Consider the following 13204-nt stretch of genomic DNA (forward strand, 5'->3'; position numbering starts at 1 on the left):
CCGCCAGTGCCGAACAGGTCACTACATTTGGTCTCATGGCCGTTCGCGCGTCACGTGAAGTGGTCTTCGATGCGTCACCGGAGGCCATCCTCGACGTGCTCGCCGACATCGAGGCGCTGCCGGCGTGGTCCTCGGTGTACAGGAAGGTCACCGTGCTCGACCGCCACCCCGACGGCAGGCCGCGCCGGGTCAAGGCCACGCTGCGGCTGATGGGCATCACCGACAACGAGATCCTCGAGTACCACTGGGGCAGGCACTGGGTGGTGTGGGACGCCGAGGACACCTTCCAGCAGCGCGGACAGCACGTCGAGTACAACCTGACCCCGGAGGGCGACCGGACCCGCGTGCGGTTCGACATCATCGTCGACCCGTCCGCGCCGATCCCGCAGTTCCTCGTCAAACGGGCGAAGAAGATCGTGCTGCACTCGGCGACGGAGGGTCTGCGGGCGCGCGTCATGGCCAAGACCCACGCCGAGTGAGCGCTACCGGCGCAGCACCTGCAACCGTCTGATCGCTTCGTCCAGGGTGTCGTCGCGCTTGCAGAAGGCGAAACGCACCAGGTGATTCCACCGGTCGGTGTGCGGTGAGTGCGGGTCGCAGAACGCCGACATGGGGATCGCCGCGACACCCGCGCGCTCGGGGAGGTCCGCGCAGAAGGTCGTGCTGTCGTCGTAGCCCAGCGGCCGCGGGTCGGCGCACAGGAAGTAGGTGCCCGCGCTGTCGTGCACCGCGAAACCCAACTCGGCCAGCGCCGAACCGAGCCGGTCACGCTTGTTCTGGAAGGAGTCGCGCAGCGCGGCCACCCAGGCGTCCTCGTGATCGAGGGCGTGGGCCACCGCCGGCTGGAACGGCGCGCCCCCGACATAGGTGAGGTACTGTTTGGCCGCGCGCACGCCGGCTATGAGATCCGCCGCGCCGCAGGCCCATCCGATTTTCCAGCCGGTGACGTTGAACATCTTGGCCGCACTCGAGATGGTGACGGTCCGCCCGGACATCCCCGGATAGGCGGCCAGCGGGCGGTGTTCGTATCCGTCGAACACCAGGTGTTCGTAGACCTCGTCGGTGATGACCAGCAGGTCGTGTTCGACGGCCAGTTCGGTGATCGCGGTGAGTTCCTCGTCGGAGGCCACCATGCCGGTCGGGTTGTGCGGGCTGTTGACGATCAGCGCGCTGGTGCGCGGAGTGATCGCCCCGCGCAGACCGTCGACGTCGATCGCGAAGCCGCGGCCGTGCTCGACCATCGGCACCGCGACGCGGTGACAGCCCGCCATCGCGAGCACCGGGGAGTAGGAGTCGTAGAACGGTTCGACGAGCAGCACCTCGGACCCCGGTTCGACGAGACCGAGTACCGCCGCGGCGATGGCCTCGGTGGCGCCGTTGGTCACCAGCACCTCGGTGTCGGGGTCGTAGTCGACGCCGTGGACCCGTTTACGTTGCGCGGCAATGGCTTCCCGCAGCGGCGCGATGCCCAGGCCGGGCGGGTACTGGTTCACGCCGTCGGCGATCGCCTGCCGGGCTACCTCGAGCATCGACGCCGGACCGTCCTCGTCGGGGAATCCCTGTCCGAGGTTCACCGCGCCGATCCGCGCGGCGAGCGCCGACATCTCGGCGAACACCGTCACCGCGTACGGCCGCAGTCTGGACACCGTCATGGTCCGAGCCTAGGGCAGGTTCGGCGCCGGTTGCGGCAGGGGATGGGCGCCCTCGGGTCGCAACCCGTCGAAGATGATCGCGAGGTAGCGCTGCCACAGCAACGGGGTTGGCGCAGCGAGGTTCTCGACGACGTGGATAGGTGCGCACATCAACAGGAACACGTCGGTCTCGGTGATGTCCGAGCGGATGGCGCCGGCGTCGCGAGCCCGTCCGACCAGCGTTTCGAGCGCGGCGTGCAGCTCGTCACGGACCTCGATGACCCGCGGATCGTCGTCACTGGCCGACTGCAGGAACGTCAGGTCGCGCTGTTGACGCTGGTCGGCGGCGACGGTGAGGAACTCCAGGAGCGCCGCACCCGGGTCGGCCGCGTCGGCCAGACCGCGGGCCGCCGCGGCGAGTGCCGCGATGTGCGCGCTGACGATGGACGCGATCAGGTCTTCCTTCGTGGCGAAGTGGCGGAACACCGTGCCCTTCGCGATGCCGGCACGCCGGGCGATGTCGGCGACCGAGGCGTCCAGGCCGCGCTCGGCGAATTCCTCCTCGGCCGCCGCGAGAAGCAGCTCGCGGTTGCGGGCCGCGTCGGCGCGCAGCGGGCGAGCGGTGGTCACGACCCGAGGCTACCAAGTTGACCGGTCGGTCATCTTGTGGCAACCTTCGAAGAGCAAGGTGACCACAGGGTCATTTTCTTTGAGGCGTGAAAACGATTGGGAGACACATGGAACTGCATGGCGCCACCGCCGTGGTCACCGGCGCGAATCGCGGTATCGGTCATCACTTCGCCGCCCAGCTGCTCCAGCGAGGTGCCAAGGTCTACGCGACCGCACGGCGCCCCGAACTCGTCGACGTGGCCGGCGCCGAGGTGCTTCGGCTCGACATCACCGACCAGGCGTCGGTCGAAGAGGTCGCCGAACGAGCCGGCGATGTCGACCTGCTGATCAACAATGCCGCCGACACCGCGGGCGGGAACCTGGTCACCGGGGATCTGCGTGCGATCCGTTCGACGATGGACTCGAACTACTACGGCACGCTGGCGATGATCCGGGCGTTCGCACCGATCCTCGCCCGTAACGGCGGCGGCGCCATCCTCAACGTGCTGTCTGCCGCGGCGTGGAACACCGTGGCGGGCAACACCGCGTATGCCGCGGCGAAGTCGGCGCAATGGGGTCTGACCAACGGCGTCCGCATCGAACTCGCCGGCCAGGGAACACTCGTCGCCGCTCTGGTGCCCGGACTCGTCGGCACCCGGACACTGCTCGATTTCGCCGAACGCAACGGGATCCGGCTTCCCGAAGACATCGTGCTCGACCCCGCCGAACTGGTCCGCCTGGCGCTCGACGGGCTGGAAGACGGCGACGTCGAGATCCTGGACCCGCTGGCGGTCGAGGCGAAGGCCTCGCTGGCCGGCCCGCCGCGCGCGTTCACCCTGTGAGGGAATGAATCCGGGGCGTACGGCGTCGTGACCCCACGTGGCTTTCACATTCGATGACGACGCGACCCTGCTGACCCCGCTGCAGGTGGGCGAGGCGTTCGCGCCCAACCGCGTCTTCATGGCGCCGCTGACCAGATCCCGCGCGCAGGCCGACGGCACGCCGTCCTACCTCGCCGCGCAGTACTACGCGCAACGGGCGTCGGCCGGCATCGTCATCACCGAGGCCACCGCGGTGTCGCAGAGCGCCAACGGCGCCTATCTGAACACCCCCGGCATCTACACCGACCGCCACCAGGAGAAGTGGGCGCGGATCGCGTCGGCCGTGCACGCCGAGGGTGGCCGCATCTTCATGCAGTTGTGGCACGTCGGCCGGATGGGTCACCCCGACATCAGCGGCGTGCATCCCGTCGCGCCGTCGGCGGTGGCCGCGGACCTGACCGCGCACACGCCCGGCGGAAAGAAGCCGCTGGTGGTGCCGCGGGCGCTCGAGGTCGAGGACATCCCGCGGATCGTCGCGGACTTCCGGACCGCCGCACGCCGAGCCGTCGACGCCGGGATGGACGGCGTGGAGATCCACGGGGCCAACGGCTACCTGCTGCACCAGTTCGCCTCCGACGTGGTCAACCGCCGCACCGACGCGTACGGCGGATCGGCCGACAACCGGGCGCGGCTGACCGCCGAAGTGGTCGAGGCCGTGGCCGACGAGATCGGCGCCGGCCGCGTCGGGCTGCGCATCTCACCCGGGAACGGCGCCGGTGACGTGCGGGAGGACGAGCCGATCGCGGTCTACGAGGCATTGCTCGACCGCATCGCGCCGCTGGGCATCGCCTACCTGCATGTGCTGATCGACCCGACGCACACGACGTTCGGGGTGATCCGGGCGCTGTGGCCGGGAGTGCTCGTGCTCAACACCGGCCGCGAGACCGACACCGACTTCTGCCAGTTGGAGAGCTTCGCGCAGTGGGGTGCGGTCAGCGCGGTCGCCGTCGGGCGGGCGTTCCTGGCGAATCCGGATCTGATCGAGCGCCTCGTCGTCGGCGCCGAACTGAACGAACCCGACGTCGCGACCTTCTATTCGCCCGGGCCGGTCGGCTATATCGACTACCCGACGCTGGCCGAGTTGGAGACCCGAGAGTCCGCCTGAGCGCCGTCGCCGAGAGGGGTGACCGGCCAACCAACAGGTTGGTTTGGACTGTTACGCTCCGGCTATGTCTGAAGAAGCCTTCATCTACGAGGCGATCCGCACGCCTCGCGGCAAGCAACGCAACGGTTCGCTGCACGAGGTCAAACCGCTGAACCTCGTCACCGGCCTGATCGACGAACTGCGCAACCGTTTTCCCGACCTGGACGAGACGCTGATCAGCGACGTCGTCCTGGGCGTCGTGTCGCCGGTCGGCGATCAGGGCGGCGACATCGCCCGCACCGCGGTGCTGGCCGCCGGACTGCCCGACACCACCGGCGGTGTGCAGCTCAACCGCTTCTGCGCCTCGGGGCTCGAGGCCGTCAACATCGCCGCACAGAAGGTGCGCTCCGGCTGGGACGACCTGGTGCTCGCCGGTGGCGTCGAGTCGATGAGCCGCGTGCCGATGGGTTCTGACGGCGGCGCCTGGGCCGCGGACCCGGAGACCAACTACCGCATCGGCTTCGTGCCGCAGGGCATCGGGGCCGACCTGATCGCCACGATCGAGGGCTTCTCCCGTGAGGACGTCGACGCCTATGCCGCGCGTTCGCAGGAGCGCGCCGCCGCGGCATGGTCGGGCGGCTACTTCGCCAAGTCGGTCGTGCCGGTGCGCGACCAGAACGGCCTGGTCATCCTCGACCACGACGAGCACATGCGTCCCGGCTCGACCGTGGAGAGCCTCGGCAAGCTCAAGACCGCGTTCGACGGCGTCGGCGCGATGGGCGGCTTCGACGACGTGGCGCTGCAGAAGTACCACTACGTCGAGAAGATCAACCACGTCCACACCGGCGGCAACAGCTCGGGCATCGTCGACGGCGCCGCCTTGGTGCTCGTCGGCTCTGAAAGTGCAGGGAAGGCTCAGAATCTGACCCCGCGCGCCCGCATCGTCGCGACCGCCACCAGCGGCGCCGATCCGGTCATCATGCTCACCGGCCCGACGCCGGCGACGAAGAAGGTGCTCGACCGCGCCGGTCTGACCGTCGACGACATCGACCTGTTCGAGCTGAACGAGGCGTTCGCCTCGGTGGTGCTGAAGTTCCAGAAGGACCTCAACATCCCCGACGAGAAACTGAACGTCAACGGCGGTGCGATCGCGTTCGGCCACCCGCTGGGTGCCACCGGCGCGATGATCACCGGAACCATGGTCGACGAGCTCGAGCGCCGGGGTGCCCGGCGCGCGCTGATCACGCTGTGCGTGGGCGGCGGCATGGGCGTGGCCACCATCATCGAGCGAGTCTGAGGAAGAAATGGCTGAGAACACCATCAAGTGGGAGCAGGACTCCGACGGCATCGTGACCCTCACGCTGGACGATCCGACCGGTTCGGCCAACGTGATGAACGACCACTACAAGGAATCGATGCACAACGCCGTCGAACGTCTTGTGGCGGAGAAGGATTCGATCACCGGCGTCGTCATCACCAGCGCGAAGAAGACCTTCTTCGCCGGCGGTGACCTCAAGAGCATGATCAACACCGGTCCGGACGACGCGGCCGCGGTCTTCGAGAACGTCGAGTCGATCAAGGCCGACCTGCGCAAGCTCGAGACGCTCGGCAAGCCGGTCGTGGCCGCCATCAACGGTGCCGCCCTCGGCGGTGGCCTGGAGATCGCGCTGGCGTGTCACCACCGCATCGCCGCCGACGTCAAGGGCAGCGTCATCGGCCTGCCCGAGGTCACGCTCGGTCTGCTGCCCGGCGGCGGCGGTGTCACCCGCACCGTGCGCATGTTCGGTATCCAGAAGGCGTTCATGGAGGTACTGAGCCAGGGCACGCGCTTCAAGCCCGGCAAGGCCAAGGACACCGGTCTGGTCGACGAGTTGGTCGGCAGCGTCGAGGAACTGGTCCCCGCCGCGAAGGCATGGATCAAGGCCAACCCCGAGGCGCACACCCAGCCGTGGGATGTCAAGGGCTACAAGATGCCCGGCGGCACGCCGAGCAGCCCCGGCCTGGCGAGCATCCTGCCGTCGTTCCCGGCCCTGCTCAAGAAGCAGCTCAAGGGTGCGCCGATGCCGGCGCCGCGCGCCATCCTCGACGCCGCGGTCGAGGGTGCCCAGGTCGACTTCGACTCGGCCAGCCGCATCGAGAGCCGCTACTTCGTCTCGCTGGTCACCGGTCAGGTCGCCAAGAACATGATCCAGGCGTTCTTCCTGGACCTGCAGACCATCAACGGCGGCGGCTCGCGTCCCGACGGCATCGCCAAGCAGGACATCAAGAAGATCGGCGTGCTCGGCGCCGGCATGATGGGTGCGGGCATCGCCTACGTCTCGGCCAAGGCCGGCTACGACGTGGTGCTCAAGGACGTGTCGCTGGAGAACGCCCAGAAGGGTAAGGCCTACAGCGAGAAGATCGAGGCCAAGGCCCTCGAGCGCGGCCGCACCACCAAGGAGAAGTCCGACGCGCTGCTGGCCCGCATCACCCCGGCGGCCGACCCGGCCGACCTCAAGGGCGTCGACTTCGTCATCGAGGCCGTCTTCGAGAACCAGGAACTCAAGCACAAGGTGTTCCAGGAGATCGAGGACATCGTCGAGCCCAACGCACTGCTCGGCTCGAACACCTCCACGCTGCCGATCACCGGTCTGGCGACCGGTGTGAAGCGCCAGGAGGACTTCATCGGCATCCACTTCTTCTCCCCGGTCGACAAGATGCCGCTGGTCGAGATCATCAAGGGCGAGAAGACCTCCGACGAGGCGCTGGCCCGTGTGTTCGACTACACGCTGGCCATCGGCAAGACGCCGATCGTGGTCAACGACAGCCGCGGCTTCTTCACCAGCCGCGTCATCGGCACTTTCGTCAACGAGGCGCTGGCCATGCTCGGTGAGGGTGTCGAGCCGGCGAGCATCGAGAGGGCAGGCAGCATGGCCGGTTACCCGGCGCCGCCGCTGCAGCTGTCCGACGAGCTCAACCTCGAGCTGATGCAGAAGATCGCGACCGAGACCCGCAAGGCCACCGAGGCCGCGGGCGGCACGCACGATCCGCACCCGGCCGAGGCCGTCGTCAACAAGATGATCGAGATCGGCCGGCCCAGCCGCCTCAAGGGTGCCGGCTTCTACGAGTACGTCGACGGGAAGCGGACCGGTCTGTGGCCGGGCCTGCGGGAGACGTTCGGTGTTGGAAGCGCGGACATCCCGCTGCAGGACATGATCGACCGCATGCTGTTCGCCGAGGCGATCGAGACGCAGAAGTGCCTCGACGAGGGTGTGCTCACCTCGACCGCCGACGCCAACATCGGCTCGATCATGGGCATCGGCTATCCGCCGTACACCGGTGGTTCGGCGCAGTACATCGTCGGATACGAAGGTGCGCTCGGGACGGGCAAGGAGGCCTTCGTGGCCCGCGCCCGTGAGCTGGCCGAGCGTTACGGCGACCGGTTCACCCCGCCGGACTCGCTCACCAAGTAGCGCGACCAGACGCAAAAGTGCCCAAAACCTCCGGGTTTTGGGCACTTTTGCGTCTGCTCGGCAGGAGCGGCGACTGCCGCGTTAACCTGGCCACCGTGAGCTTTACCGAGACCTTTGCGGCAGGCTTCACCAGCTACGGCGACCGGCCGTGCATCGAGTTCGAGGGCCGCTGGCACACCGGCGACGAGGTGACCGGTTACGCCGCCGCGGTCGACACCGCACTGCGGGACGCCGGCATCGACGCGCACGCGCCGATCGGTCTGGTGGTCCGCAACCGTCTGCCGCACGCCGCCGCGATCGCCGGGTCGCTCGCCGGCGGGCGCTGGGTCTCGATGATCTACTCGTTCCAGTCGCCGGAGGCGATCGCCCGCGACATCGAACAGCTGCGCCCAGCCGCCGTCGTCGCCGACGCGCAGGACTGGACGGCGCCGGTTCTCGCCGCGGCCACACGCTGTGGCCTTGCCGGAGTGGCGATCTCGGAGCAGGAGCCCCGGGTCGTGACGGCGCGGCGAGGATCCGCCGTAACCGCCTCCCCGTCGGCGGGGTTGTCGATACTCACCTCCGGCACCACAGGTCCGCCGAAGCGGCAGGCCATCGACGAGGCGGTGCTCGACCGCACCGTGTTCAGCGTGACGGGCGGGCTGTTCGCCGAGCCGACCGATCCGCCGGAACTGTCCTACTGGCCGTTCGGGGGCATCGGGGTCTGCCAACTGATCGCCGGTTTCGCCACCGGTAAGCGGATCGTGCTGCTGGAACGCTTCAGCGTGGACGACTGGGTGCGGGCGGTACGGACCCACCGAATCCCCCGGGCCGGGGTTCAACCGGCGGTGGTGCGGATGCTGCTGGACGCCGACGTGTCACCCGAGGATCTGGCGTCGCTGCAGTTCCTCATCAGCGCATCCGGTCCGCTCGATCCGGCGACTCGCGACGAGTTCGAGCAGCGCTTCGACATCCCGGTCCGGCTGGCCTACGGCGCAACGGAATTCGCCGGTTCGGTGTGCGCGTGGACCCCGGAGATGGTCGAGCAGTTCGGCCCGGCCAAACGCGACAGCGTGGGGCGGGCACTGCCGGACACCGAGGTGCGCATAGTCGACCCGGACACCGGCGTCGCGGTGCCCACCGGTGCGCGCGGGGTGCTCGAAGCCCGCATCGAGGTGCTCTCGCCGGACTGGATCCGCACCACCGACATCGCGTCGATGGACGACGACGGGTTCGTCACGCTGCACGGACGCGCCGACGGCGCGATCATCCGGGGCGGGTTCAAGATTCTGCCCGAGACGGTGCGGCAGGTGCTTCTCGGCCATCCGTCGGTGCGCGACGCGTGCGTGGTCGGCGTTCCCGACGACCGGTTGGGTCAGGTGCCGTTCGCCGCGGTGGAACCCGCACGCGGGCAACCGGTCCCGGGATCGGAGGAACTGCGGGAGTGGGTACGCGCCGCGCTGCCCGTCCACCACGTGCCCGTCGCGGTCGTGACCGTCGACGAACTGCCGCGCACCCCGTCGCTCAAAGTGCGGCTACCCGACGTGGCCGCGCTCTACGACGCCGCCCGGGTGGACACGTAGCCGCGGTCAGAACGATCCGAGGTCCGACGACAACCAGTGCCGCGGGTCGAGGTGGATCACCACGCTCTCACCGTGCTCGCGGCGGGCCATCTCCAGATAGGGCTCGACCGCCGCGGGAGGCAGATAGCGGGTGGCGACCTCGACGAGGTGCTCATCGGTGCCGGGTTCGATGCGGCTGACCGGGCCGTCGACGGCGACATAGCGCACGGACGGTTCGATGCGTTCGACCATGAGCGAGAAATGGCCGGCCGCTTCGATCAGCCGGTGTTTGCGGGAGCCGGCGCCGGTCAGCACCCACGGCTGACCGCCGGGGGAGTACTGGTACCAGACCGGCACGGTCAGGGGACCGCGGTCCGGTCCGGCGGACACCGAGAGCGCGGCGACATGTGGTTCGGCGAGGAACTGTTCGCGGTCGTTCTTCGAGAGGGCCATGTTCGCGAGGGTAATGACGACCACCGACGCCTGCCGCAAGTCTGCGGAGATCTTTGCGGGTCGGGGCTACAGTCTGGGGCATGCGCTTTGGACTGTTCATCCCGCAGGGTTGGCGGCTCGATCTGGTCGGCATACCGGTCGACGAGCATTGGCGGGTGATGTCCGACCTGGCCACCTACGCCGACGGCACCGCATGGGACTCGCTGTGGGTCTATGACCACTTCCACACCGTCCCGGTGCCGACCGACGAGGCCACCCACGAGGCGTGGTCGCTGATGGCCGCCTACGCGGCGACCACCTCACGCATCAAACTCGGCCAGATGTGCACGGCGATGAGCTACCGCAACCCCGCCTACCTGGCGAAGGTCGCGGCCACCGTCGACGTCATCTCCGGCGGCCGGGTGCAGATGGGCATCGGCGGCGGCTGGTACGAACACGAATGGCGCGCTTATGGTTACGGTTTCCCGTCCGCCGGTGCCCGGCTGGGCAGGCTGGACGAGGGCGTGCAGATCATGCGGGACGCCTGGCGGGACGGGCGGGCCACCCTCGACGGTAAGCACTATCAGATCACCGATGCGATCGTGCAACCGAAGCCGCTGCAGGACAACGGTATTCCGCTGTGGATCGCCGGCGGGGGCGAGAAGGTCACATTGCGCATCGCCGCCAAGTACGCGCAGTACACCAACTTCACCTCCGAACCGGAGGGCTTCCAACACAAGTCGGACGTGCTGGCCGCACACTGCCGCGAGGTGGGCACCGACTTCGACGCCATCGTGCGCTCGGCCAACGTCAACGCCGTGATCGGTGACTCCGAAGACGACGTCGCCGCGCGGGTCGAGCGGGTGCGCGAACGGCAGGTCGCGGTGGCCGACAAGAAAGCCGTCGACGCGATGCTGTCGACCGCGACGGCGCCCGAGTCGGCCAGCGGGACACCGGAACAGGTCATCGAGAAGTTGACGCGCATGCGCGACCTCGGCTGCGAGTACGCCATCCTTTATTTCCCCGAAGCGGCCTACGACCGGTCGGGTATCGAAATGTTCGAACAGAAGGTGATTCCCGCGCTGCGGTGATTGCCCAGACAGGAAGTGGGAACATCCAGAACATGGAGAAGATCTCTCTCACCGCGCTTGCCCGTGAACAACTCGAACTCGCCCGTTCGCACAACAGCGGCCGCAGCGCCCGCACCGTCTACGGCGGACACGAGCACTCACTGCGGCAGACGCTGATCGCGCTGACCGGCGGCAACGGACTCGACGAGCACGACGCGCCCGAGGAGGCGACGCTCTACGTCGTGACCGGCCGTGTGCGGTTGGGTGACGGTACGTCACATTGGGAGGGCTCGGCCGGCGATCTCATCGTCATCCCGAAAACCCGCCACGATCTGGCCGCACTCGAGGACTCGGTGGTGTTGCTGACCGTCCTCCAGTCGGTGGGCCCATACGCCTGAGCGGTCGGCTCAGGGCTGCCCGGCGATGATCTTCGGCGGCGCGGGCGGCGGGCCGGGCGCCGGGGGCGGCGGCGGATCGAAATACCCGGGCGGCGGCGGCCCGTCGAGCGGGTAGTAACCCTCCGGCAGCGGCGGACCGGCGACAGCGGGGTCCGGTGCCAGCGCGGGCGTCGAGGACTCCGGCGCGGTGAACGACGTGTATCCCGGGGGGAGCGGTGGCGGGGGACCGGCACCAGGCGGCGGCGGGGTGTACGCCGGCATCTGGTCCGGCATCCCCATCCCGTACGGGTTCTGGGCCTGGTGCCAGGCGTCGCGCAGGAAGCCGAGCGGCCCGTCACCCGAGCCGTACTGCTGGTTCTGCACCTGCGGCACCGGCGGCGGCCCGACCGGCGGCGGTGCCGGCGGGGGAGCGGGATCGCCGGCGGCGACGACTGCGGGCGGCCCAGGAACGGGGGCCGGCGGTGCGTCGGGTTGTGCGGCGGCGGGACCCGCCAGCCACAGAGCGCCGAGGCCGACGGCCGCACCGGCGAGCGCCAGCCTGGCTCTGTGGGTGGGCGCGGCGGCACGGGTGCGCGGTCGTCCGGTCACGGGTGTCGACCCTAGCGTGTTCGGGCCGCCACCGTTGCCTGAGCGGTCAGATCGCCGGGCCGGCCCGACGCGAAACCGCTGATACGGCGTCGGTGCACGGTCTAGCATCTGCGGGTGGACACCACGCACAGCGAATCCAGCGACTACCTGGCCAAACGGACACTCAAGCAGGGCACTGCCGGCTGGCTCCTCCTTGCCGGTCTCGGTGTCGGATACGTGATCTCCGGCGACTACTCGGGATGGAACTTCGGGCTCGCCGAGGGCGGCTTCGGTGGGCTGCTGATCGCGGGCGTGATCATCGCCGGCATGTACCTGGCGATGGTGTTGGGGATGGCCGAGATGTCCTCGGCGCTGCCTGCCGCGGGCGGCGGCTACACCTTCGCCCGCCGCGCGCTCGGACCGTGGGGCGGATTCGCCACGGGTACAGCCATTCTCATCGAGTACGCGATCGCCCCGGCCGCCATCGCCACATTCATCGGCGCCTACGTCGAATCGCTCGGGTTGTTCGGTATCACCGACGGCTGGTGGGTGTACCTGGCGGTGTACCTGCTGTTCATCGGGATCCATCTCAGCGGCGTCGGTGAGGCGCTCAAGGTCATGTTCGTCATCACGGCGATCGCGCTGGCCGGCCTGATCGTCTTCGCCATCGGGGCGGTCGGCCGCTTCGACGCCGCGAACCTCACCGACATCGCACCCACCGACGCGGCGGGCGCGTCGTCGTTCCTGCCGTTCGGCTACCTGGGGATCTGGGCGGCCGTACCGTTCGCGATCTGGTTCTTCCTCGCCATCGAAGGCGTGCCGTTGGCCGCCGAGGAGGCCAAGGACCCGTCCCGCAACGTCCCGCGGGGAATCCTCGCCGCGATGGGCGTGCTGTTGGTGACCGGCAGCACCGTGCTGGTGCTGGCGGCCGGCTCCGGCGGGGCGGAGCTGATCAGCGCCTCGGGCAACCCGCTTGTGGAGGCGCTCGGCGACACGACGACGTCGAAGGTGGTCAACTACATCGGCCTGGCCGGGTTGGTCGCGAGCTTCTTCTCGATCATCTACGCCTACTCGCGTCAGCTGTTCGCGCTGTCCCGCGCGGGGTATCTGCCCAGGCGGCTGTCGGTGGTCAACTCGCGCAAGGCGCCGACGCTGGCCCTGGTGGTGCCCGGGATCATCGGCTTCATCCTGTCGTTGACCGGGCAGGGCGCCATGCTGCTCAACATGGCGGTGTTCGGCGCCGCGCTGTCCTACGTGCTGATGATGGTCAGCCACATCGCGCTGCGGGTACGCGAACCGGACATGCCCCGGCCGTACCGCACGCCGGGCGGCGTCGTCACCACCGGTTTCGCACTCGTCATCGCCGCCCTCGCGGTGGTAGCGACCTTCCTCGTGGACAGCACCGCGGCCACCTGGTGCCTGGTGGTGTTCGCCGCGTTCATGGCCTACTTCGGCCTCTACAGCCGCCACCACCTGGTGGCCAACTCGCCCGACGAGGAATTCGCCGCGCTGGCCGATGCGGAGAAGGACATCCTTTGA

Annotated in this window: 13 protein-coding genes; 9 read left to right on the plus strand and 4 right to left on the minus strand. The window is 68.8% G+C overall.

The window, feature by feature from the left end:
- Positions 1 to 35 precede the first annotated feature (35 nt).
- On the plus strand, positions 36 to 479 hold the full coding sequence (locus G6N49_RS28180; RefSeq protein ID WP_011857041.1) for an SRPBCC family protein: 444 nt from the start codon (positions 36 to 38) through the stop codon (positions 477 to 479).
- 3 nt (positions 480 to 482) lie between these two features.
- Here the strand turns inward: G6N49_RS28180 and G6N49_RS28185 are convergent, their stop codons facing one another.
- Together G6N49_RS28185 and G6N49_RS28190 are read right to left on the minus strand one after the other, a co-directional pair.
- A complete protein-coding gene (locus G6N49_RS28185) occupies positions 483 to 1652 on the minus strand; it encodes a pyridoxal phosphate-dependent aminotransferase (protein WP_011857040.1) in 1170 nt (389 codons plus the stop codon).
- A gap of 9 nt (positions 1653 to 1661) precedes the next feature.
- Positions 1662 to 2261: a TetR/AcrR family transcriptional regulator gene (locus tag G6N49_RS28190; protein ID WP_011561873.1), complete on the minus strand. Its 600-nt coding sequence runs from the start codon at positions 2259 to 2261 to the stop codon at positions 1662 to 1664.
- A gap of 107 nt (positions 2262 to 2368) precedes the next feature.
- On the opposite strand from G6N49_RS28190, the gene G6N49_RS28195 reads away from it, so the two are divergent.
- The 5 genes from G6N49_RS28195 to G6N49_RS28215 all read left to right on the plus strand — a co-directional run bounded on the left by G6N49_RS28195 (position 2369) and on the right by G6N49_RS28215 (position 9219).
- Complete coding sequence (locus G6N49_RS28195) at positions 2369 to 3082, plus strand: SDR family NAD(P)-dependent oxidoreductase (RefSeq protein ID WP_083044836.1); 714 nt, start codon at positions 2369 to 2371, stop codon at positions 3080 to 3082.
- 37 nt (positions 3083 to 3119) lie between these two features.
- Entirely contained in the window at positions 3120 to 4226 is a 1107-nt protein-coding gene (locus G6N49_RS28200) for an alkene reductase (RefSeq protein WP_011857038.1), read from the plus strand.
- Positions 4227 to 4290: 64 nt separating this feature from the next.
- Positions 4291 to 5502 (plus strand): acetyl-CoA C-acetyltransferase, encoded by a 1212-nt coding sequence (locus G6N49_RS28205; protein WP_011857037.1) that lies wholly within the window; start codon positions 4291 to 4293, stop codon positions 5500 to 5502.
- A 7-nt stretch (positions 5503 to 5509) separates the two neighbouring features.
- Positions 5510 to 7657: a 3-hydroxyacyl-CoA dehydrogenase NAD-binding domain-containing protein gene (locus tag G6N49_RS28210; protein ID WP_011857036.1), complete on the plus strand. Its 2148-nt coding sequence runs from the start codon at positions 5510 to 5512 to the stop codon at positions 7655 to 7657.
- Positions 7658 to 7704: 47 nt separating this feature from the next.
- On the plus strand, positions 7705 to 9219 hold the full coding sequence (locus tag G6N49_RS28215; protein ID WP_064871862.1) for a class I adenylate-forming enzyme family protein: 1515 nt from the start codon (positions 7705 to 7707) through the stop codon (positions 9217 to 9219).
- Between the two features lie 6 nt (positions 9220 to 9225).
- On the opposite strand, the gene G6N49_RS28220 is transcribed toward G6N49_RS28215, so the two are convergent.
- Positions 9226 to 9651: a pyridoxamine 5'-phosphate oxidase family protein gene (locus tag G6N49_RS28220; RefSeq protein ID WP_011857034.1), complete on the minus strand. Its 426-nt coding sequence runs from the start codon at positions 9649 to 9651 to the stop codon at positions 9226 to 9228.
- A gap of 80 nt (positions 9652 to 9731) precedes the next feature.
- Between G6N49_RS28220 and G6N49_RS28225 the strand changes: the two genes are divergently transcribed.
- Positions 9732 to 10721: an LLM class F420-dependent oxidoreductase gene (locus tag G6N49_RS28225; RefSeq protein ID WP_064871860.1), complete on the plus strand. Its 990-nt coding sequence runs from the start codon at positions 9732 to 9734 to the stop codon at positions 10719 to 10721.
- A 32-nt stretch (positions 10722 to 10753) separates the two neighbouring features.
- Entirely contained in the window at positions 10754 to 11098 is a 345-nt protein-coding gene (locus G6N49_RS28230) for a cupin domain-containing protein (RefSeq protein WP_011561865.1), read from the plus strand.
- Between the two features lie 9 nt (positions 11099 to 11107).
- Here the strand turns inward: G6N49_RS28230 and G6N49_RS28235 are convergent, their stop codons facing one another.
- Entirely contained in the window at positions 11108 to 11686 is a 579-nt protein-coding gene (locus tag G6N49_RS28235; RefSeq protein WP_064871858.1) for a hypothetical protein, read from the minus strand.
- A 114-nt stretch (positions 11687 to 11800) separates the two neighbouring features.
- On the opposite strand from G6N49_RS28235, the gene eat reads away from it, so the two are divergent.
- The gene (gene eat / locus G6N49_RS28240; protein WP_011561863.1) at positions 11801 to 13204 is read left to right on the plus strand and encodes an ethanolamine permease; all 1404 of its coding nucleotides are present in this window, start codon (positions 11801 to 11803) and stop codon (positions 13202 to 13204) included.

This window comes from Mycolicibacterium monacense (assembly GCF_010731575.1).
Taxonomy (GTDB): Bacteria; Actinomycetota; Actinomycetes; order Mycobacteriales; family Mycobacteriaceae; genus Mycobacterium; species Mycobacterium monacense.